Source organism: Crossiella sp. CA-258035, assembly GCF_030064675.1.
Lineage (GTDB): Bacteria > Actinomycetota > Actinomycetes > Mycobacteriales > Pseudonocardiaceae > Crossiella.
The window spans coordinates 8024256-8045719 of sequence record NZ_CP116413.1; the positions used below are offsets into that span (position 1 = coordinate 8024256).

14 protein-coding genes are annotated in these 21464 nt (G+C 72.3%); 10 read left to right on the plus strand and 4 right to left on the minus strand.

The genetic code is table 11. The features are described from left to right. The first annotated feature begins 28 nt into the window (after positions 1–28). Positions 29–517 carry a hypothetical protein gene (locus tag N8J89_RS36175; protein ID WP_283661429.1) on the plus strand — a complete coding sequence of 163 codons (489 nt, stop codon included), beginning with the start codon at positions 29–31 and terminating at the stop codon, positions 515–517. On the opposite strand, the gene N8J89_RS36180 is transcribed toward N8J89_RS36175, so the two are convergent. The 3 genes from N8J89_RS36180 to N8J89_RS36190 are packed head-to-tail and all read right to left on the minus strand — an operon-like array spanning position 514 to position 8076. Continuing rightward, positions 514–3972 (minus strand): ATP-dependent helicase, encoded by a 3459-nt coding sequence (locus N8J89_RS36180; protein WP_283661430.1) that lies wholly within the window; start codon positions 3970–3972, stop codon positions 514–516. The genes N8J89_RS36175 and N8J89_RS36180 overlap by 4 nt on opposite strands. After that, entirely contained in the window at positions 3969–7172 is a 3204-nt protein-coding gene (locus N8J89_RS36185) for an ATP-dependent helicase (protein ID WP_283661431.1), read from the minus strand. Before N8J89_RS36185 ends, N8J89_RS36180 begins: the two co-directional genes overlap by 4 nt. A 58-nt stretch (positions 7173–7230) precedes the next feature. Next, on the minus strand, positions 7231–8076 hold the full coding sequence (locus N8J89_RS36190) for a hypothetical protein (protein WP_283661432.1): 846 nt from the start codon (positions 8074–8076) through the stop codon (positions 7231–7233). A 570-nt stretch (positions 8077–8646) separates the two neighbouring features. Between N8J89_RS36190 and N8J89_RS36195 the strand changes: the two genes are divergently transcribed. The 9 genes from N8J89_RS36195 (at position 8647) to N8J89_RS36235 (ending at position 20470) form a co-directional block, all read left to right on the plus strand. After that, positions 8647–10080 (plus strand): family 2B encapsulin nanocompartment shell protein, encoded by a 1434-nt coding sequence (locus N8J89_RS36195; protein ID WP_502868371.1) that lies wholly within the window; start codon positions 8647–8649, stop codon positions 10078–10080. After that, complete coding sequence (locus tag N8J89_RS36200; RefSeq protein WP_349497425.1) at positions 10073–11164, plus strand: terpene synthase family protein; 1092 nt, start codon at positions 10073–10075, stop codon at positions 11162–11164. The genes N8J89_RS36195 and N8J89_RS36200 overlap by 8 nt, the downstream gene beginning before the upstream one ends. Beyond that, positions 11157–12242, plus strand: a complete 1086-nt coding sequence (locus N8J89_RS36205; RefSeq protein ID WP_283661433.1) for a terpene synthase family protein — start codon at positions 11157–11159, stop codon at positions 12240–12242. The genes N8J89_RS36200 and N8J89_RS36205 overlap by 8 nt, the downstream gene beginning before the upstream one ends. A gap of 44 nt (positions 12243–12286) precedes the next feature. Next, positions 12287–13159, plus strand: coding sequence for a geranyl diphosphate 2-C-methyltransferase (locus tag N8J89_RS36210; RefSeq protein ID WP_283661434.1), 873 nt, complete (start codon positions 12287–12289; stop codon positions 13157–13159). Positions 13160–13163: 4 nt separating this feature from the next. Then, positions 13164–14321, plus strand: coding sequence for a family 2 encapsulin nanocompartment cargo protein terpene cyclase (locus tag N8J89_RS36215; protein ID WP_283661435.1), 1158 nt, complete (start codon positions 13164–13166; stop codon positions 14319–14321). 61 nt (positions 14322–14382) lie between these two features. Further along, a complete protein-coding gene (locus N8J89_RS36220; protein ID WP_502868372.1) occupies positions 14383–15798 on the plus strand; it encodes a family 2B encapsulin nanocompartment shell protein in 1416 nt (471 codons plus the stop codon). 5 nt (positions 15799–15803) lie between these two features. After that, positions 15804–16850: a family 2 encapsulin nanocompartment cargo protein polyprenyl transferase gene (locus tag N8J89_RS36225; protein ID WP_283661436.1), complete on the plus strand. Its 1047-nt coding sequence runs from the start codon at positions 15804–15806 to the stop codon at positions 16848–16850. A 94-nt stretch (positions 16851–16944) separates the two neighbouring features. Beyond that, positions 16945–20118 carry an NACHT domain-containing protein gene (locus N8J89_RS36230; protein WP_283661437.1) on the plus strand — a complete coding sequence of 1058 codons (3174 nt, stop codon included), beginning with the start codon at positions 16945–16947 and terminating at the stop codon, positions 20116–20118. A 31-nt stretch (positions 20119–20149) separates the two neighbouring features. Then, positions 20150–20470, plus strand: coding sequence for an MGMT family protein (locus N8J89_RS36235; RefSeq protein WP_283661438.1), 321 nt, complete (start codon positions 20150–20152; stop codon positions 20468–20470). Here N8J89_RS36235 and N8J89_RS36240 read toward each other — a convergent pair. After that, entirely contained in the window at positions 20467–21456 is a 990-nt protein-coding gene (locus tag N8J89_RS36240; RefSeq protein WP_283661439.1) for a pirin family protein, read from the minus strand. The genes N8J89_RS36235 and N8J89_RS36240 overlap by 4 nt on opposite strands. Between the last annotated feature and the right edge of the window lie 8 nt (positions 21457–21464).

The following is a 21464-nucleotide window of genomic DNA, read 5'->3' on the forward strand; positions in this document are numbered from 1 at the left end:
CCCAGCGCACCGGGCTTACCGTGCCGCCATGCTCCGCACCGCGCCGGTCGCCCTCGGGATCGCCCTCATCCTCGCCGGTTGCGCCGCCGAACCGGTCCCGCCGCCCGCCCCCACCTCCTCGACCGCGCCTGCCACGCCGACCAGGGAGATCACCCCGAAGGACCTGCTGCGCGCGCAGGTCCGCGGCTCCACGGTGGACATGGCCACCTCGGCCTGCCGCCAGGGCGTGGCGGCGACCGACCCGGTGTGCGGCGAGGCCCTGACCGCGGTCGAGCAGACCGTGGCCAAGGTGCAGGAGGCGCTGGGCCAGTGGTTCAAGGGCCGCGACCTGACCAAGGCGAACGAGGTGGCCGCCTCGGTGGCCAAGTCGGTGGGGCTGGTGCGGAAGATGAACTGCTACGGGATGAACGGGCCGGAGCGCAAGCCGGGCAAGAACGAGTCGGAGCTGTGCGGCTCGATCGGGCGGATCGCGCTGTTGCAGTGGCTGAACTACCAGAGCACGGTCGAGCAGCTCTAGCGCAGCGGGATCGAGCGGACCAGGTCACGCAGGCCCTCGGCGTCGAGCAGGTCGGCCGGGCGCAGGGTGACGTCGGCGCGCACGTAGTGGAAGGCGGCGCGCACGGTGTCCAGCTCCGCGCCGGAGAGCGCGGCCCAGGCCAGGCGGTAGGCGGCCAGCTGGACCGACAGCGCGGGCAGGTGGTCCTCATCGGGGACCGCGCCGGTCTTCCAGTCGACCACGGTCCAGCCGCCGTCCGGGTCGGCGAAGACCGCGTCCATCCGGCCGCGCACGGTGATGCCGTCCACCTCGGTCTCGAACGGGACCTCCACGTCGTGCGGGGTGCGCTCGGCCCAGTCGCTGGCCAGGAAGGCGCGCTGCAGGACGTCCACGTTCTCCTCGGTGGGCAGGTCGGCGTCGGCCGCGCCGGGCAGCTCGTCGAAGTCGAGCAGCCGACTGGCCTGGAAGCGGTTCTCCAGCCAGGCGTGGAAGGCGGTTCCCCGGCGCGCCAACGGGTTCGGCGGGAACGGCAGCGGGCGGCGCAGGCGGCGGGCCAGCGCGTCCGGGTCCTTGGCCAGCTCGACCAGCTGGCTGACCGAGAGCTGTTCGGGCAGCAGGACCTGTTCGCGGCGGCTCGCGGCGGCGGCGCGTTCGGCGAGCAGGACGTCGACGTCGCGCGCCCAGCCCTCCGGGTCGAACCCGGTGGCGGGCGCGGGTTCCGGGGCCGGTTCGGGTTCGGGCTCGGCGGTGGCCTCCGGTTCGGGTTCCGGCGGCTCGGGCGGCTCCGGCTCGTCGAGGTAGGGGTCCTCCGGCAGGTACTCGTCCTCCTCCGGCGGGAGGTAGTCGTCGTCCGGGGGCAGGTACTCCTCGTCCGACGGGGTGGCGAGCGGTTCCTCGTCGGCCGGTTCCTCCACCGGCGGCCGGTACTCGTCCACAGTGGACAGTGCTTGGCGGACCAGGTTCGCGCCCTCGGTGACCGCGGAGCGCCTGCGCGCCAACGGGTCCACCGGCCAGGTGAGGCTGTTTCCCTGCGCCGCCAGCGGGTTGGCCTCGTCCTCCTCGGGGCGCTCGGCCCAGTGGTGCACGATGCCGACCCGCTCGCCCGCGGTGACCACCTCGTGGATCTCGGTCAGGAACTCCGAGGGGCCGCGCGGTTTCTCCCCGGTCTCGCCCCACCAGTGGCCGGAGACCAGCAGGGTCTCCTCGGAGCGGGTCAGCGCCACGTAGAGCAGCCTGCGCTCCTCGGCCAGCCGCCGTTCCTCGAACTCCTCGGAGTGCACGGCCAGGGCTTCCTCGATCTCCTTGCGGTTCTCGCAGGAGGCCAGGTTCAACCCGGGCAGGTCCTGGGCGTCGCCGCGCAGCACCGCGGGCAGCTGGTGCGGCACCCGCAGCCAGGAAGCGGACTTGCGGCGGCCCGGGAAGACGTCCTTGACCAGGTGCGGCACCGCGACCACCTGCCACTCCAGGCCCTTGGCCGCGTGCGCGGTGAGGATCTGCACCCGGTCGGGGGAGACCTCGACCTCGCCGGGTTCCAGGCCGTCCTCGGCGCGTTCGGCGGTGGCCAGGTAGTCCAGCAGGCCGTTGAGGGTGGGGTTGGCGCTGCTGCGGGCGAACTCGGAGACCACGTCGGCGAAGGCGTCCAGGTGCGCGCGGCCCACGCCGGAGAGGCGGGACAGCGACTCGATGTCCAGCAGCAGGGTGCGTTCCACATCGGCGACCAGCTCCCCGAGCGGCTGGTCGCCGCGGCGGCGCAGCGCGGCCAGCTCGCCGCCGAGCCTGCGGATCCGGCGGTAGCCCTCGGGGCTGTAGTCCTCCGGCGGGCCGGGATCGTCCAGCGCGTCCACCAGCCCGGCCTGTTCGGCGTGCTCGCCGGGCAGCGCGTCGGCCAGCGCGTCCAGTGGGTCCGGGCCGCCGCGTTTGCTCTCCGGGGTGGCCAGGTGCCGGGCCCGGCGCCACAGCGCGGCCAGGTCGGCCACGCCCAGCCGCCAGCGGGCGCCGGTGAGCAGGCGCATGGCCGCGGTGCCCGCGAGCGGGTCGGTGAGCATGCGCAGCGCGCTGACCAGGTCGCGGACCTCGGGCTCGTCCAGCAGGCCGCCGAGGCCGACCACCTCCACCGGCAGGCCGCGTTCGCGCAGCGCGGCGGCGATCCCGGCCATGTCGGCCCGCCTGCGCACCAGCACCGCGGCCGTCGGCGGCGCACCGGTGGCGTCCACTGTGGACTCCCAGCGGGCGGCCACGGTGTCGGCCACCCAGTCCAGCTCGGCCCGGATGTCCGGCAGCAGCGCGATCCGCACGTCGCCGACGCCCGCGCCGTCCCTGGCCCGCAGCTCGGCCACGCCGGAGCGCAGCTCGGCGGAGACCTGGTTGGCCAGCCGCAGCACCTCCGGCGGGTTCCGGAAGCTGGTGAGCAGGCCGTAGGTCGTTGCGGGGACCCACTTCCCGCGTGGGTCGCGGGCCGGGAAGTCGGTGGCGAAGCGGGGCAGGTTGGCCGCGCTCGCGCCGCGCCAGCCGTAGATCGCCTGCACCGGGTCGCCCACCGCGGTGACCGGCAGCACCGGCCGGCCGGACCCGCCGAACAGGCCGCGCAGCAGCACCCGCTGGGCGTGGCCGGTGTCCTGGTACTCGTCCAGCAGCACCGCGCCGTAGCGCTCCCGCTCCAGCGCCACCACGTCCGGGTCGGACTCGGCCAGGGTGGCCGCCAGCGACATCTGGTCGGCGAAGTCCATCGCCGCCTCTCGTCGCTTGCGCTTGGCGTATGCCTCCACCAGCGGCAGCAGCGCGACCCGGAGCCGCTGTGCGGCCACGATCTCCTGCAGGGCCACCGGCAGGCCCTCGCGCTGCCGGGGCGCCCTCGGCGCGTCCTCGATCAGGCGGCAGAACTCCGCGGCGTGCGCCCGCAGCTGGTCCGGGGTGACCAGGTGCTCGCCCAGCTCACCGGCCAGGGACAGCAGGTACTGGGTGACCGTGGCCGGCACCTTGTCGGTGTCGATGTCCTCGGTCCACCCGGCCACCACCCGGTGCGCGAGCTGCCAGGCCGCGGTCTCGGTGAGCAGCCGGGCCCCCGGCTCCACCGGCAGCCGCAGCCCGTGCTCGCCGACCAGCCTGCCCGCGTAGGCGTGGTAGGTCAGCACGGTCGGCTCGGCGGCGGTGACCGCGGCCCTGCGGTCGCCGCTGGGATCGAGCCGTTCCAGCAGGCCGGAACCGGCCAGCCTGCGCAGCCGGGCGCGCACCCGGTCGGCGAGCTGGCGGGCGGCCTTGCGGGTGAAGGTCAGGCCCAGCACGCGTTCCGGGGTGACCAGGCCGTTGGCCACCAGCCAGACCACCCTGGCCGCCATGGTCTCGGTCTTGCCCGCGCCCGCGCCCGCGATGACCAGCGCGGGCTCGGCGGGCGCGGCGATCACCTCGGCCTGTTCCGGGGTGGGCGGGTGCAGGCCGAGCGCCGCCGCCACCTCGTGCGGGGTGGCGAGTTCGGTCACTCGCTCACCTGCCTGCCGGAATCCTGTGTGGGACAACAGGTCTTGGCCGGGCAGCGGGAGCAGTCGGTGTTCTCGGTGGCGGTGAAGGTGGGTCCGATGCAGGCCTGTCCCGCCGCGTAGACCGCGTCCAGCCAGACCTTGACCTTCTCCCCGTCCAGCGGTGGCTGGTTGCGCTCGGCCGCGCCGGACTTCTTGTCCGGCTTGGCCACGTAGAGCAGCCTCGCGCCGCCGGGTTCGTCCCGCAGGCCCAGGGAGGAGAACGCGCCGAGCGCGGCGGCCAGCTGGTAGACGGCCAGCTGCGGGTGCTCCTCGGCCTCCTTCTTGCTGACCGCGGTGCGCGCGGTCTTGATGTCGACCACCACCGGGCGGCCCTCGCCGTCGGTGTCCAGCCGGTCCACCCGGCCCTTGACCCGCAGCCACGGCCCGCCCTCCTCCTTCGGCGGCAGCTCCACGGTGATCTCGTGCTCGACCGCGACCTGGGTCAGCTCGGCCCGGCTGCGCACCAGCCAGGCCCGGAAGGAGTCGACCATCTGCTCCACCCTGGCTCTTTCCTTGCGGGAGAACCAGGGCGCGCCCGCGTCCACCGCGGCCCAGGCCTCGTCCAGGGTGCGTTGCAGGGCTTCCGGATCGGCGCCGGAGGCGGCGGCCTGCACCAGGGCGTGCACCAGCGAGCCGGTGATGGAGGCCAGCTCGGCCGGGTCCTGGCCGCCGTGCCGCTCCACCATCCAGCGCAGCGGACAGCGGGATAGAATATCCACAGTGGACGGTGAGATGCCGACCGCTTCCACGTCTGTCCACAGTGGACGTTCGGTGCTGGTCTCGCCCAGGCCGTACCAGGAGTCCGGGTGCGCGCCGGGCACCCCGGCCGCGGCCAGCCTGGCCAGCTGGGTGGCCGCGCGCTGCCGCTGGTCGGCCTCGGCCCGCGGATCGCAGACCGCGCGGCGCAGGTCGCCGACCAGGTCGGCCAGGATCAGGCCGCGACTGGGCTGGAACACCGGGCGGACCGCGTCGGCCTCCTCGCTGCCCTCGAAGTCCGCGCCGTCCAGCTCGTCCAGGAACCGGGACGGGGTGTCGTCCTCGCCGCGCACCGCGCTGACGATCAGCGACTGCCGGGCCCGGCTGGCCGCGACCAGCAGCAACCGCCGTTCCTCGGCCAGGATCGGGGCCACCGCGGAGACCTTGTCCTCGGCGCGCACCCCGGAGAGCAGGTCGACCAGCCGCTCCACCCCGAGCAGCGAGCCGCGCAGCCGCAGGTCCGGCCAGATCCCCTCCTGCACCCCCGGCACCGCGACCACCGCCCACTCCCGGCCGACCGCGGCGTGCGCGGTGAGCAGCGCCACCGCCTCGCCCTGCGGCGCGGCCGGGGCCAGCGTGTCGCCGGAGATCTGTTGCGAGGCAAGGTAGTCGGCGAACCCGGCCACCCCGGAGCCGGGCAGCCGGTCGGCGTAGCGGGCGGCCGCGTCGAACAGCTCGACCACCGAGTCCAGGTCCCGGTCCGCCTGCGCGCCAACGGGCCCGTGCCGCCCGGCCAGCGACAGCCAGCGCTGCTCCAGCCCGCTGGCCTGCCAGACCTGCCACAGCACCTGCTCCACGCCTTCGCCCGCGGCCACCGCCTGCCGGGCGATCCGCAGCAGCATGGCCACCCGCCGCGCGGGCTCGGCGGCCTCGTCCAGCGCCACCAGCTTCTCGTCCACGTTGAGCGCCTCGACCAGCAGCTCACCGCTGGCCCGGTCGCCACCGGCGGCCAGTTCCAGGCGGCGCAGGCCGCGGCGGAGCTTGCGCAGCGCCAGCGGATCGCCACCGCCGAAGGGCCCGGCGAGCAGCGCGGCGGCCAGGTCGGGGTCGAGCAGCGCGGGGTCGGCCGCGCAGCGCAGCACGGTCAGGAACGGCCACACCGCGTTCTGCTGGGGCAGCGGCAGCTCGTCCCCGGGCACCGCCACCGGCACCCCGGCGGCCAGCAGCGCCCTGCGCAGCACCGGCAGCGTGTTCCCGGTGCTGCGCACCAGCACCGCCATCGCCGAGTAGGGCACTTCCTCCAGCAGGTGCGCCCGCCGCAGCTGGTCGGCGATCCAGGTCGCCTCCTGCGCCGCCGAGGCCAGCACCTTCACCTGCACCGACCCCGGATCGCCGTCGGTCCGCCCGCGCAGCTCGCGCTGCGGTCCGGCGCCGGGCAGCCGGCCGGCCAGCCTGCGCACCGCGGCGCGCACCGCGGGCGCCATCCGGTGGTCGTGGGTGAGCACCACAGTGCCGCGCTCGCCGGGCACCTCGGCCAGCAGCCGACGGGGGTCCGCGCCGCGGAAGGTGAACACCGCCTGGTCCGGGTCCCCGGCCAGCACGCACTCCTGCGCCGCGTCGCCCAGCCGGCGAACCAGCGTGTACTGCAACGGATCCAGGTGCTGCCCGTCGTCCACCAGCAGGTGCCGCACCCGGGCCTGCTCGGCGGCCAGCAGGTCCGGATCGGTCTGCAGGGCCAGCAGCGCGGAGCCGACCAGCTCGGCCGCGTCCAGCGCGGGCGCGGCGGCCTGCGGACCAGCCGAGCCGACCACCCCGCGCAACAGCGTCACCTGCTCGTACTGCAACCCGAAGGTGCCTGCCGCCACCCACTCCGGCCGCTCGTGCCGCTCACCGAGCTCGATCAGCTCCTCCGGCCCCACCCCGCGCTCGGCGGCCCGCAGCAGCAGGTCCCGCAGCTCGGCGGCGAACCCCGGCAGCCCCAGCGCGGGCCGCAACCGCTCCGGCCAGTCCGGCGCGCCCGCCTCGATGTCCCCGGCCAGCAGCTCCCGCACCACGGCGTCCTGCTCCGGCCCGGACAACAACCGCGGCGGCGGCAGCCCGTCCCTGGCGGCCTGCAACCGCAGCACCGCGAAGGCGTAGGAGTGCACGGTGCGCACCAGCGGCTCGCGGATCGTGCGCAGCCCGTCGGGCTGGTCCGCGGTCAGCCGCGCGGTGATCCGGGCCCGCAGGGTGATCGCGGACTTCCGGCTCGCGGCCAGCACCAGCACCCGCTCCGGATCGGCCCCCCGCCGGATCCGGTCCGCGGCCACCTCGGCCAGCAGCGTGGTCTTGCCCGTCCCCGGCCCGCCCAGCACCCGCAGGAACCCGCCGGTGTGCGCGAGCACCGCACGGGCCGCGTCGTCCCACCTGGGCGGCGGAACCGGCTCGGCCGTCCGGCGAACCAGCGCGGGCGGACGGAGGGACACCGTGGCATCGAATCACGCCGGGTGGTCGGGCGGGTGAACTGACCCCCGGCGCGTTCCGCTAGCGGAAGCGGTCGGTGACGTCCCGGGCACGCAGGAGCACCTCGGCGAGGTCCACCGGCACGCCAGCGGCGACCACCTCGGTCCCGCGCCCGAAGCTGTGCGGCAGCAGGGTGCCCCTGGGCACGAGCAGCTCTCGGTGGCGCTTCTTCAGGACTCGTTCCGCGGCGACGACCTCGGCGTGCGTGGCCTGGAGCACCAGGCGGACCTCCGCGCCCTCCAGTTGATGGGTGCGGATGCGCTGGGCGTTGCCGTGCCCGAACTTGAGCAGCCCCTGGAACTCGACCAGGTAGAGCAGGTGCGGGTCGTGGCGCCGGGCGTGGTGGGTGCGCGACCCCGGCTCCGCTGGGCAGAACCGGCACTCCACGCGCACCTTCTTCAGCAGCGCGACCATCCCGCAGGCCTGGTGCCGGCCCCAGAACCCGTGCGAGCTGACCCGCTTGCCGGCCTCGCGCGGGTGGTTCCACGGCAGGCCCCAGTAGTCCCCGGCGAGCAGGGTCCAGCCCGGCCACTCGTACTCGGCCGAGCGGGCCAGCACGATCCCCCTGGCCCGGCGCTCGGCGAGCAGGCGGATGCCGAGGCCCCGCGTGCGCTCATCGAGGCAGACCGGGCACCTCGGCTTCCAGGTGGCCCGGAAAGCCCTGGTGGTGCCGCAGCGGCGACACCCGTAGATCCTGATCTTCGCCCCGTTCGGCTCTGCCTCGAGCAGGTCCATCTGTCCGGCCACCAGCGCGGCGCACGGACGGCAGTGCACGAAGTAGGCGATGTCCGGACCGCGGTCGCCGGTGTTCGCCCTGCCTGGCATCGGCACGCCGCAGTTGGCGCAGTTCTTCGGCCACTCCCCCATCCACCGATGGTGCCAGCCGCACCCGGGGCGCACGAAACCCACGCGTCCGGCATTGCCCTTTCGGGCACTGTTGCTGCACTGATTGCGCGCACAACCGAAAGCCCAGACTTGGCGGATCATCGGATGTGTCCAGTCGCGATAACACACGTTTTGCAACACGCTCTGCGACATAGGTCACGAAAGCTCGTTTGGCGTAAGGGGAACTCGTTCTGTGCACCGTTGCATTCCCGGGTCTGCGGCGATCGGGTCCGGATGGTGCCGAGTGTTCGCACAAAATGCCGATTGCTGGTCACAGCGCGCTGCGTGAACCCCCGAATCGTGTGGTCATGCGGCTTGCAAAATTTGTCGCCAGACAAAGAACAAGTCCCCCGGTCAGGTGACTTCACGCGGGCGAACGCGCGGTGCTAGCTTCGCCATGACCGGACGTTAATGCGTGGCCTGCCCCACTCGGACCTCTAGCCGAGTGGCTGCGCCACGCCATTGAGCAGCGCAATTTTCCCAAACGTTTCCATTTTCTTTTCCACTCTATTCTGCCCTTTTTCGCATGCATAGAAATTGGTGGTGTACGCGGTGACTGAATCGTTGGAGTCCGACGTCCGGACCGAGAGCAACGGCAACGGCAACGGGCACGCCCAGCTCAGCCTCGGTACGGCTGCGGCGCGGAACCTGGCGACGACGACCAAGTCCGTCCCGCAGATGCAGGCGATCTCCTCCCGGTGGCTGCTGAAAGTGCTGCCCTGGGTGGAGGCCAAGGGCGGCGCGTTCCGGGTCAACCGGCGGCTGAGCTACACCGTCGGCGACGGCCGGGTCACCTTCACCTCGGTCGGCGACCAGATCCGGGTGGTGCCGCCGGAGCTGTGCGAGCTGCCGATCCTGCGCGGGTTCGGCGACGAGGAGGTGCTCATCGCGCTGGCCCTGCGGTTCCAGCAGCGGGAGTACCAGCCGGGCGACGTGATCGTGGAGTTCGGCAACGAGTCCAACGAGGCGTTCCTGATCGCGCACGGCAAGGTCAACAAGCTCGGCCTCGGCGAGTTCGGCGACCAGACCGTGCTGGGCACCATGGCCAACGGCGACCACTTCGGCGACGACTCGCTCACCGACCCCAGCAGCATCTGGGACTACACCGTCAAGGCGGTCACCCCGGTGACCGTGCTGGTGCTGGAGCAGCGCGGCTACGACGAGATCGTGCACCAGTCCCCCGCGCTGCAGGAGCACATCGCGGCCTACGTGGCCGGCCAGGCGCGCAAGGGCAACCCGCACGGCGAGGCCGAGATCAAGGTGGCCTCCGGGCACGAGGGCGAGGTGGCCCTGCCCGGCACCTTCGTCGACTACGAGCTCACCCCGCGCGAGTACGAGCTCAGCGTGGCGCAGACCGTGCTGCGGGTGCACTCCAGGGTGGCCGACCTCTACAACCAGCCGATGAACCAGCTCGACCAGCAGCTGCGGCTGACCATCGAGGCGCTGCGCGAGCGCCAGGAGCACGAGCTGGTCAACAACAAGAGCTTCGGCCTGCTGCACAACGCCGACCTCAAGCAGCGCATCCACACCCGCTCCGGCCCGCCCACCCCGGACGACCTGGACGACCTGCTGGCCACGGTGTGGAAGGAGCCCGGCTTCATCCTGGCCCACCCCAAGGCGATCGCCGCCTTCGGCCGGGAGTGCAGCAGGCGCGGCATCTACCCGACCGCGATCGACATGAACGGCAACAAGGTGCCGTCCTGGCGCGGGGTGCCCATCCTGCCCTGCAACAAGATCCCGGTCACCCAGAACAACACCAGCTCGATCATGCTGCTGCGGGTCGGCGAGCACAACCAGGGCGTGGTCGGCCTGCACCAGACCGGCATCCCGGACGAGTACCAGCCCGGACTTTCGGTGCGGTTCATGGGGATCAGCGAGAAGGCGATCATCTCCTACCTGGTCAGCGCCTACTACTCGGCCGCGGTGCTGGTGCCGGACGCGCTGGGCATCCTGGAGAACGTGGAACTCGGCCGGCACGATGGCTGACCAGCCCTTCGAGCTGCCGGACTTCTACCTGCCGCACCCGGCACGGTTGAACCCGCATCTGGAGTCGGCGAGGGCCCACGACAAGCAGTGGGCGCTCGAGATGGAGATGATCGGGTCGACGAAGGACGGCGGACCGGAGATCTGGAGCGAGGCCTACTTCGACGGCATGGACATGGCCGGGCTGTGCGCCTGGGCGCATCCGGACGCGCCCGGCGACCGGCTCGACCTGGTGACCGACTGGTACACCTGGGTCTTCTACTTCGACGACCACTTCCTGGCGTTGTTCAAGAGGACCAAGGACCAGCAGGGGGCCAAGGCCCACCTGGACCGGCTGATGGCCTTCATGCCGCTGGACCTCTCCGACCCTCCACAGTGGACGAACCCGGTGGAGCGCGGACTGGCCGACCTCTGGAGGCGCACCGCACCGCACATGTCGATGGACTGGCGTGCGCGGTTCGCGGTGAGCACGGAGAACCTGTTGGTGGACTGCGTGTGGGAGCTGGACAACATCGCCAACGGCCGGGTGCCGAACCCGATCGACTACCTCGGCATGCGCCGCAAGGTCGGCGGCGCGCCGTGGTCGGCGGGCCTGGTCGAGTACACCGAAGGCGCGGAGGTCCCGGAACGGGTGGCGCACAGCCGCCCGCTCCGGGTCCTCCGGGACACCTTCGCCGACGGGGTGCACCTGCGCAACGACATCTTCAGCTACCAGCGGGAGACCCAGCAGGAGGGTGAGGTGAACAACGGCGTGCTGGTGCTGGAGACCTTCCTCGGCTGCGGCCCGCAGCAGGCCGCGGACACCGTCAGCGACATCATCACCTCGCGGCTGCGGCAGTTCGAGCACACCGCGCTCACCGAGCTGCCGCCGCTGTTCGCCGAGCACGCGCTCAAGCCCGCCGAGCAGCTCGCGGTGGCCAAGTACGTCAAGGGGTTGCAGGACTGGCAGTCCGGCGGGCACCAGTGGCACCTGCGCTCCAACCGGTACATGAACAAGAACGCGCCCGTGCCTGGCGCGCGGCGGGCCGGCCGGTTCCTCAGCGGGGTCGGCACCGGCTCGCTGCCGATCGGGGGCGGACATGCCTGATGCCACCACGATGCTGGGCCTGACCGGACCCGGCATGGGCCTGACCCGGATGTCGGCCTTCGCGCCCCCGGTCAACACCGAACCGGTGCAGCCGCACGGGGTGCACCTCGGCGGCGGCGCGCTGCCGGAGTTCTACCTGCCCTACCCGGCCAAGACCAGCCCGCACCTGGAGCGCGCCAGGAGCTTCGCCGCGGACTGGACCAGGCGGATCGGCATCGGGCGCTGCGGGGTGTGGACCGACCACTGGGCCGACGCCCAGGACTTCGGGCTGTGGGCCGCGCTGAGCGTGCCGCACGCCCCGGCCGGGGCGGTGGAGCTGGTGGCGGCCTGGGGTGTCTGGGGCTTCCACTACGACGACTTCATCGACGACCGGTTCAAGCGCACCCGCGACCTGGCCGGTGCACGGTCCTATGTGGACAGACTGATGACCTTCCTGCCCGCGCAGCTGTCCGCGATGCCGGTGCCGGCGGACCCGGTGCAGGCCGGGCTGGCCGACCTGTGGACCCGGATGGCGCCGACGCTGCCGCCCTCGGGCCGGGCCGCCTATCCCGGGCAGCTCGGGGAGTTCCTGCGCGGACCGCTGTGGGAGATCCACAACGTGCTGCTGGGCCGGGTCCCGGATCCGGTGGACTACCTGGAGATGCGCCGGGAGACCGGCGGCGGGATGTTCGCCTACGGGCTGGCCATGGCGGCGCTGGGCGGCGACCTGCCCACGGCGGTACGGGAGCACCGGACCATGCGCGCGCTGGCCGAGATCTTCGCCGAGGCGCCGGGGATCCGCAACGACGTCCTGTCCTACGACAAGGAGGTCCGGGCGGGTGACACGCACAACGCCGTGCTGATCACCCAGCAGTTCCTGGGCTGCGACCGCGGCCGGGCGGCCGCGATCGTGAACGACCTGCTCACCGAGCGGATCAAGCAGTTCCAGCGGCTGGCCGCGGTGGACGTGCCGCGGCTGGCCAGGGAGCTGGAGCTGGACGCCATCGATCGGGCATCGCTGGCCGGCGTGGTGGACGCGCTGCGCGACTGGCTGGCCGGCGACCACGTGTGGCAGTCGGGCAGCCCGCGCTACCGATGAACGAGTTTTCTGTTGCACCTGAACGACAATGGAGGAGTCGCACGATGACCACAGTCCAGCCACGGGAATCCGAGACGGCCAAGCCGGTGCTGCGCAGCGCCTACCAGCGTTCGGTTGCGGAGTACTGGAACGCCGAGCAGGACCCGGTGAACCTCCGGCTCGGCGACGTCGACGGCCTCTACCACCACCACTACGGCCTCGGCGACTACGACCCCGCGGTGCTGGAAGCCCCCGCCGACCGACGGGACCAGGCGATCATCGATGAGATGCACCGGCTGGAGACCGCGCAGGCGGAGGTGCTGCTGGACCACCTCGGCGACGTCAAGCCCACGGACAAGCTGCTGGACGCGGGCTGCGGCCGCGGCGGCACCAGCATCATGGCCAACCTGCGCTTCGGCTGCGAGGTCGACGGCGTGTCCATCTCGCAGAAGCAGGTGGACTTCGCCAATGAGCAGGCCCGCAAGCGCGGGGTGGCCGACCGGGTGCGGTACCACTTCCGGAACATGCTCGACACCGGGTTCGAGACGGCCTCCCGCAAGGCCATCTGGAACAACGAGAGCACCATGTACGTGGACCTGCACCAGCTCTTCGCCGAGCACGCGCGGCAGCTGGAGATCGGCGGCCGCTACGTCACGATCACCGGTTGCTACAACGACGTCACCGGCGGGCGGTCCAAGGCGGTCAGCCAGATCGACCAGCACTACACCTGCAACATCCACCCGCGCAGCGCGTACTTCAAGGCCATGCAGGCCAACAACCTGGTGCCGATCAGCGTGATCGACCTGACCGCGGCCACCATCCCGTACTGGGAGCTGCGGGAGAAGTCCTCCGTGGCCACCGGCGTGGAGGCCCCGTTCCTGCAGGCCTACCGCGAGGGCAGCTTCCACTACCTGCTCATCGCGGCCGACCGGATCTGACGCCATGTCCGAGGCAGTGACCCCCGCCCCGACGCGCCCGGCCTGGCTGGCCGGGCCGTCGGGGCTGGGCACCTCCGCGGCCCGCGTCGCCGCCGTGTTCGGCCAGGAACCGCCACCGGTGGCGGTGGCCGAGCCAGCGCCACCCCCGGTCCCGGAACCGGCGGCCAGCGGCGATCCCGCCTACGCGTACCGGTCCTGGGGCGAGGGGAACTTCTCACCGGTGTACGTGCCGGTGGTGGAGCGGATCAACCCGGCGCTGGGCACCGAGGTGGACCTGCGGGTGGTGGACTGGGCGCTGGCATGCGGGTTCTCCGAGGAGGAGAGCGAGCTGATGGGCAAGGGCGGGTTCGGCAGGCTGGCCATGCTCACCCATCCGGACTCCGAGGACCCGGACCAGCTGCTGATCTCGGCGCGGCTGAACGCGGCCTGGTGGGCCGCGGACGACCTCTACGCGGACAGCACCGAGCACGGGGCCACCCCCGTCGAGCTGCCCGGCAGGCTGATGCTGGCCATGGCCGCGATGGACCGGGTGCCCGACGCCAGGGAGTTCACCCCGCCACTCGAAGAGAAGATCGCCGGTGAGCGGGTGCTGGTGGCGCTGCGCTCGGGCATCGAGCACCTGGCCGCGCGCAGCACGCCCGCGGTGGTGCAGCGGGTGAACTACTCGACCTTCGCCATGTTCGTCAGCTGGACCGCCTACGCGGCCTGGCGGCACACCGACTCCTACCCGCCGGCCTGGGAGTACCTGGCCGCCCGGCAGCACGACAACTTCTACACCTCGATGACGCTGATCGACGCGGTCGGCGGCTACGAGGTGCCGGCCAACCTGTACAACGCCCCGGAGGTCCGGGAGGCCGCGTTCCAGGCGGGCCTGGCCAGCGTGCTGGTCAACGACCTGTTCTCGGTGGCCAAGGACGCCGCGGACGAGCTGCCGGTGTGCAACATGGTCCTGCAGATCGCCGCCGACCGGGGCTGCTCCATCGAGGAGGCCACCGAGGTGACGGTGGAGCTGCACAACGAGGTCGTGCGCGACTTCGAGGCCGGGCACCGGCGGCTGGCCGCGGTGCCCTCGCCGGAGCTCCAGCGGTTCCTGCGCGGCCTGCGGGCCTGGATGGGCGGCGGTTTCGAGTGGCACCACACGAATCCGCGCTACCGGACCTGACCCACTGTTTTCTTCAAGTTCGATTCCTGTTGACCTGTAACGAGACTTGGCGGTGTGCACGGTGACAGAAGCGTTGGAGTCCGACGTCCGGACCAATGGCAACGGGAACGGCAACGGCGCTCAACTGAGCCTGGGCACGGCGGCGGCGCGGAACCTGGCGTCGACCACCAAGTCCGTGCCGCAGATGCAGGGCATCAGCCCGCGCTGGCTGCTCAAGGTGCTGCCCTGGGTGGAGGCCAACGGTGGCGCGTACCGGGTGAACCGCCGGATGACCTACTCGATCGGCGACGGCAGGCTCACCTTCAGCAACATCGGCACCCAGATCCGGGTGGTGCCGCCGGAGCTGTGCGAGCTGCCGCTGCTGCGCGGGTTCGAGGACCAGGAGGTGCTCGCCGCGCTGGCCGACCGGTTCGAGCAGCAGGGCTTCGAGAAGGGCGAGGTGCTGGTCACCCAGGGCCGGCCCGCGGACCGGGTGATCCTGGTGGCGCACGGCCGGATCACCAAGCTCGGCGTCGGCGAGTTCGGCAACACCACCTCGCTGGGCACCCTGGTCGACGGTGACCACTTCGGCGACGAGGCGCTGCTGGGTGAGGCCACCTGGCAGTTCACCGCCCGCGCGGCCACCCCGGGCACGCTGTTGTCCTTGCCCCGCAGCGTGTTCCAGCAACTGGTGGAGCAGTCCCCCGCCCTGCGCGAGAAGGTGGCCGCCTACCGGCTCAGCCCGCGCAAACCGCAGAACGCCAAGGGCGAGGCGGAGATCGACCTGGCCTCCGGGCACGAGGGCGAGCACGAGCTGCCGGGCACCTTCGTCGACTACGAGCTCTCGCCGAGGGAGTACGAGCTGGCGGTGGCGCAGACCGTGCTGCGCGTGCACACCAGGGTCACCGACCTGTACAACCACCCGATGAACCAGCTGGACCAGCAGCTCCGGCTGACCATCGAGGCGCTGCGCGAGCGCCAGGAGCACGACATGCTCAACAACACCAGCTTCGGCCTGCTGCACAACGCCGACCTCAAGCAGCGGGTGCCCACGCACAGCGGCCCGCCCACCCCCGACGACCTGGACGACCTGTTGTGCCGCAGGCGCAAGACGAAGTTCATGCTGGCCCACCCCAAGGCGATCGCCGCCTTCGGCCGGGAGTGCAACAAGCGCGGGGTCTACGCCGAGATCCTGGACTTCGAGGGCACCAAGGTGCAGGGCTGGCGCGGGGTGCCGATCCTGCCCACCAACAAGATCCCGATCACCGAGACCGGGTCCACCTCGATCGTGGCCATGCGCGTCGGCCAGGAGGACCAGGGCGTGATCGGCCTGCACCAGACCGGCATCCCGGATGAGTACCAGCCGGGGCTGAACGTGCGGTTCATGGGCGTCAACGACAAGGCGGTCACCTCGTACCTGGTCAGCGCCTACTACTCGGTGGCGGTGCTGGTGCCGGACGCGCTGGGTGTGCTGGAGAACGTCGAGATCGGGCACTGACGAACATGGTGAGTGTGGAGACGACCCCGGTTCTGGGCACGGACACCATCGGTGAGGTGCTCGCCTGGAGCCGGGGCATGATCGAACCCGCCATGCGGGAGGCGGTGGAGCGACTACCGCAGTCCATGCGGCGCATCGCCGGGTACCACTTCGGCTGGTGGGACGAGCAGGGCAGGCCGGGTGAGGGCAGCAGCGGCAAGGTGATCCGGCCGGCGCTGGTACTGCTGACCGCGGAGGCGGTGGGCGGCATCCCGGCCGCCTCGGTGCCGGCCGCGGTGGCCATCGAGCTGGTGCACAACTTCTCGTTGCTGCACGACGACGTGATGGACGGCGACACCACCCGGCGGCACCGGGCCACCGCGTGGAGCGTGTTCGGGCTGAACGCGGCGATCCTGGCCGGGGACGCGCTGCTGGCGGTGGCGATGGAGGTGCTGGGCACGAGCAGGCAGCCCAGCGCGGCGGAGGCCACCAAGGTGCTCAGCGGGGCTGTGCTGGACCTGCTGGACGGGCAGTACAACGACCTGTCCTTCGAGGACCGGGCCGACGTCGATGTGGACGAGTGCGTGGCGATGGCCATCGGCAAGACCGCCGCGCTGCCCAGGGCGGCCTGCGCGCTGGGCGCCATGTTCGGCGGCGGCAGCCCGGAGCAGGTGGCGCGCCTGACCCGCTTCGGCGAGGACGTCGGGCTGGCCTTCCAGCTGGTGGACGACCTGCTCGGCATCTGGGGCGACCCGGCGGTCACCGGCAAGCCGGTCTACTCCGACCTGCAGAACCGCAAGAAGTCGCTGCCGGTGGTCTTCGCGCTGACCTCCGGCACCCCGGCGGCCCGCGAGCTGGCCGCGCTGTACCAGCGCACCGACCCGCTGGAGCCCGCCGAGCTGGCCAAGGCGGCCGGGCTGGTGGAGGCCGCGGGCGGGCGGGCCTGGGCGCAGGAGAAGGCGGACGACCTGCTGGCGCAGGGGTTGCAGCACCTGGCGGCCAGCTCGCCGCGGTCACGGGCGGGCGGCCAGCTCACCATGCTCGCCCGATTGATCACCCAACGGGACCGGTGAGGCTTTTCGCCGCACACCAAGGGTTCTGGGCCGTTCGCGCGCTTTCACCGCGCGGACGGCTCAGTTCCGTTTTGTCCCCCGATAGAGTGGATGGATGCTCAACGAGGCCGCGCTCGCGGTGGGGCGGCAGGTCGTCCGGCACACCGTGTGCACCTGGCTGGGCCAGCGCAAGGCGCAGTCGGACCGGCACACGCCGCTGTCCGAGCTGATCGCGGTCGCGGTGCCGGACGCCTTCTCCCGGCGCAAGCTGGAACGCAGGCTGGCCGACATCGGCGACCAGGCCGCGCACCGGCTGCGGCCCTGGTACGACGTGGAGTTCAAGGACCTGCCCGAGCACGAGCGGCGGGCCGCGCTGGACGCGGTGGCCGACGCGCTGGCCGAGGCCGACCTGTCCGACCGCACCCTGTTCGAGGCGGACCTGGACCCGGCCAAGCTGGCCAGGCTGGTGCGCGAGCGGGTGCCCTCGGCGGTGGTGCGGGCCGGGCTCAGCGACGCGGCCGCGGACCTGTACTCGGCGGTGCTGGACGAGAGCTGCATGGCGCTGGTCAGCGTGGTCCGGGAGCTGCCGGCCTTCAGCCAGCGCGCGGACCCGGAGTTCCTCGGCCGGTTCACCGCGGTGGCGGAGAAGATCGAGCTGGTGCTGCACCGGTTGCCCAGGACCTCGCTGGACGCCCCGCACGGCCGCGCGCACGACGCCGAATTCCGGCGGCGCTACCTGGGCTACCTGAGCGAAACGCTGGACGAGCTGGAGCTCTTCGGGGTGGACACCCGGCGGTACCGGCCGCACACCTCGGTGTCAGTGGCCTACCTGAGCCTGAGCGTGACCCGCTCCGGCGGGGAGGACGAGGACTTCTCCGCCTCGGGCTGGCGGGCGGCCGACGGCGGGCAGCGGGTGGAGTCCGCGCTGGCCGACCGGTCCCGGACGCTGCTGCGCGGGGACGCCGGGTCCGGCAAGACCACGCTGATGCAGTGGCTGTCGGTCTCCGCGGCCCGCGGCACGTTTACCGGGAAGCTGGCGCCGTGGAACAACCTGGTGCCGTTCCTGGTGCGGCTGCGCGGTTACGCCGATGCCGAGCTGCCCGAGCCGCAGGACCTGGTGGCGGCCAACGCCGGGCCGATCGCCGGGCTGGCGCCGACCGGCTGGGTGCACCGGCTGCTCTCCGACGGCCAGGCGCTGCTGCTGGTGGACGGGGTGGACGAGCTGACCGCGGACCGGCGGCCCAGGGTGCGGCGGTGGCTGAAGGGCCTGCTCGCGGCCTACCCGGACCTGCGGGTGGTGGTCACCGCGCGGCCCAGCGCGGCGGACCGGAGCTGGCTGGACGCCGAGGGGTTCCGCGCGGTGCGGCTGGAACCCATGACCCCGCTGGACATCGCCGAGTTCACCCGCCGCTGGCACGAGGCGATCCGCGGCGCGGCCCTGCCCTGCGAGCCGGAGGAGCTGGACGAGTACCGCACGACCCTGTTGCGCCACTTGGAGTCCCGGCCCGCGCTGCGCATGCTGGCCACCAACCCGCTGCTGTGCGCGCTGTTGTGCGCGCTGAACCTGGACCGCCGCAAGCAGCTGCCGCCGGACCGGATGAAGCTGTACGAGGCGGCGCTGGAGCTGCTGCTGGACCGCAGGGACGCCGAGCGCGAGGTGCCCGCGGCGCAGGAGCTCGCGCTGGAGCCCGCGACCAAGCTCGGCGTGTTGCAGTACCTGGCCTGGAGCCTGAGCATGTGCGGCCGCACCCAGCTGGACCTGGACGCCGCGATCGGGCACGTGGGGCGGGCGCTGGCCCGGATGCCCTCGGTGGAGCTGCACCCGGCCACGGTGTTGCAGCACCTGCTGGAGCGCAGCGGGGTGCTGCGCGAACCGGTGGAGGGCAAGGTCGACTTCATCCACCGGACCTTCCAGGAGTACCTGACCGGCAAGGAGATCGCCGACCACCACCTGGTCGGTTTCCTGGTCCAGCAGGCACATCTGGACACCTGGCGGGAGACCGTGGTGCTGGCCGCCGGGCACTGCTCGGTGCCGCTGCGGGCCGAGCTGCTGGACGGCATCCTGGACCGCGCGGACGCCGAGCGGCGGCACGCGCGCAAGCTGCGGCTGCTCGCGGCGGCCTGCCTGGAGACCACGCACACGGTGCCGGAGCAGGTGGCGGCGCGGGTGGACGCGGTGCTGGACCAGCTGGTGCCGCCGAGGGACAGCCGCGAGGTGCGCTCGCTGGTGCTGGCGGGGGAACAGGTGCTGCGCAAGCTTCCGTCCACTTTGGACGGTTTGAGTGACGCGGTGGCGACGGCCTGCGTGGAGACGGCGGCACTGGTCAACGGGCCAGGCGGACTGCGGGTGCTGAGCCGGTACGCCTCCGATCCGCGGATCTCGGTGCAGCGGGACCTGGCCTGGGCCTGGCGGCACTTCGACCCCGAGGAGTACGCGGTCCAGGTGCTGGCCAACGCGCCGCTGGCCGACGGCAGTGTGCTGGTCAACGAGTACAACCAGCTGCCACACCTGCACCACCTGCGGCACCTGCGCTGGACCCGGATCAGCATGATCGACTCGAACCGGACCGACCTGGACTTCCTGGCCGGGGTGCCGCACCTGCGCTCGCTCAGCCACGCCAACGATCCCGATGCCGACCTGCACGAGCTGACCGAGCACCCGCGACTGGCCTACCTGCGGCTGCACGAGCGCTGCCGCAGCCTGGACTTCCTCACCGCGCTGCCCAGGCTGCGCACGCTGAAGCTGACGCCACCGGAGGGCCTGACCGACCTGTGGTTCCTGGCCGACCTGCTGGAGCTGCGCGAGCTGGACCTCAACGGCTGTGACGAGCTGACCGACATCACCGGCCTGGCCACCTGCAAGGATCTGGACACGCTGAGCCTGAGCCAGGCGTTCGCGCTGACCGACCTGAGTCCGCTGGAGCTGCTGCCCAAGCTCACCGACCTGACGCTGGACCTGCTGACCGCGCTGCCGGACCTGTCCGCGCTGACTCCGCTGATGCCCCGGCTCACCCGGCTGTGTCTCTTCTACCTGAACGTGCCCGATCTTGAACCGCTGGCCGGGAGCGCGTTGAGCGAGCTGTACCTGGTCGGACTGCCGGAGGTGGACCTGGGTCCGCTGGCCGAGCTGTCCGGCCTGCGGCTGCTCGACCTGGCCGACCCCGGCGTGGTGTACGACCTGGCGCCGCTGGCCGGGCTGAGCCAGCGGATGGCGCTGCGGCTGCTCGTGGACCAGGAGGTCCGCAACGAGGACAAGCTGGGTCCCAACATCCGGATCGTGCGCCAGTAGCCCTGTCGGTGCCGTGCGCCAGAATGGCGGCGTGGACGAGGAAACCATGGAACGGGTGCGCAGCGCCGTGCAGTCCATCCCGGCCGGACAGGTGGCCACCTACGGCGATGTGGCCGATGTGTCGCGGGCGCCGTCGCCGCGGCTGGTGGGCCGGGTGCTGGCCGAGGACGGGCACGACCTGCCCTGGCACCGGGTGTTGCGCGCCAACGGGACCTGCGCCCCGCACCTGGCCCGCGAGCAGCTGGAGCTGCTGCGGGCCGAGGGGGTGCTGGCCGACGACGGGAAGGTCAACCTGCGCAAGTACCGCTGGGAGGCGGTGCCAGGGCCGGAGGAACCTCCCGCCCTGTTCTAGATCCGTTCGTCGGTCGCGCCCAGGTGCGGCACGTGCTGCGGCTGGACCGTGGCCAGGCGACCCGCCTGGTAGTCCTGCACCGCCTCGATGATCTCGGCGCGGGTGTTCATCACGAACGGGCCGTAACGTGCGACCGGCTCGTTGATCGGCCTGCCGCCGAGCACCAGCACCTCCCAGCCCTGCCCGCTGGCCGACGGCTGGGTGTCGGCCGCGCGCAGGGTGACCGCGGAGCCGTGGCCGAGCACCGCGAGCTGACCTTCCGCCAGGGGCTTGGCCTCCGCGCCGACCGTGCCACGGCCGGCGAGCACATAGACGAGTGCGTTGAAGTTCTCCGGCCAGGGCAGGTCGAGGCGGGCGCCGGGGCTGACCGTGGCGTGCAGGTAGGTGATCGGGGTCCAGGTGACGCCGGGACCGGCGTGCCCGTCCAGCTCACCCGCGATCACCCGCACCAGCGCGCCACCGTCCACACTGGACACCAGGCCGACGTCGCGGGCACCGATGTCCTGGTAGCGCGGCGGGGTCCACTTCAGCGAGCGGGGCAGGTTCACCCACAGCTGCACCCCGTGGAACAGCCCGCCCCTGGTCACCAGCTCCTCGGTGGGCAGCTCGCTGTGCAGCACCCCGGCGCCGGCGGTCATCCACTGGGTCTGGCCGTCCGCGATCACCCCGCCGCCACCGGTGGAGTCGGCGTGCTGCCAGGCCCCGTCGATGACGTAGGTGACCGTCTCGAACCCGCGGTGCGGGTGCCAGGGCGCGCCCTTGGCCTCCCCCGGCGCGTACTCCACCGCGCCGAGGTGGTCCAGCATCAGGAACGGGTCGGCCATGGCCAGGTCCACCCCGGGGAAGGGCCGCCGGACCGCGAAGCCCTCGCCCTCCACCGAGTGGGCCGCGTGCACCGTGCGCAGCACCGGCCGCCAGGCGGTGAGCTCCTGGGGCAGCTCGGGCAGGCGGGGCAGGGTCAGGGTGTCGGCGGTGACGGCTGGCATGGCTGCCT

Bases quoted from the DNA above. Each gene is read 5' to 3' on its own strand.
- N8J89_RS36175 (WP_283661429.1), top strand. From the start codon at position 29: ATGCTCCGCACCGCGCCGGTCGCCCTCGGGATCGCCCTCATCCTCGCC.
- N8J89_RS36205 (WP_283661433.1), top strand. From the start codon at position 11,157: ATGCCTGATGCCACCACGATGCTGGGCCTGACCGGACCCGGCATGGGC.
- N8J89_RS36200 (WP_349497425.1), top strand. From the start codon at position 10,073: ATGGCTGACCAGCCCTTCGAGCTGCCGGACTTCTACCTGCCGCACCCG.
- N8J89_RS36240 (WP_283661439.1), bottom strand. From the start codon at position 21,456: ATGCCAGCCGTCACCGCCGACACCCTGACCCTGCCCCGCCTGCCCGAG.
- N8J89_RS36210 (WP_283661434.1), top strand. From the start codon at position 12,287: ATGACCACAGTCCAGCCACGGGAATCCGAGACGGCCAAGCCGGTGCTG.
- N8J89_RS36230 (WP_283661437.1), top strand. From the start codon at position 16,945: ATGCTCAACGAGGCCGCGCTCGCGGTGGGGCGGCAGGTCGTCCGGCAC.
- N8J89_RS36215 (WP_283661435.1), top strand. From the start codon at position 13,164: ATGTCCGAGGCAGTGACCCCCGCCCCGACGCGCCCGGCCTGGCTGGCC.
- N8J89_RS36225 (WP_283661436.1), top strand. From the start codon at position 15,804: ATGGTGAGTGTGGAGACGACCCCGGTTCTGGGCACGGACACCATCGGT.
- N8J89_RS36190 (WP_283661432.1), bottom strand. From the start codon at position 8,076: ATGGGGGAGTGGCCGAAGAACTGCGCCAACTGCGGCGTGCCGATGCCA.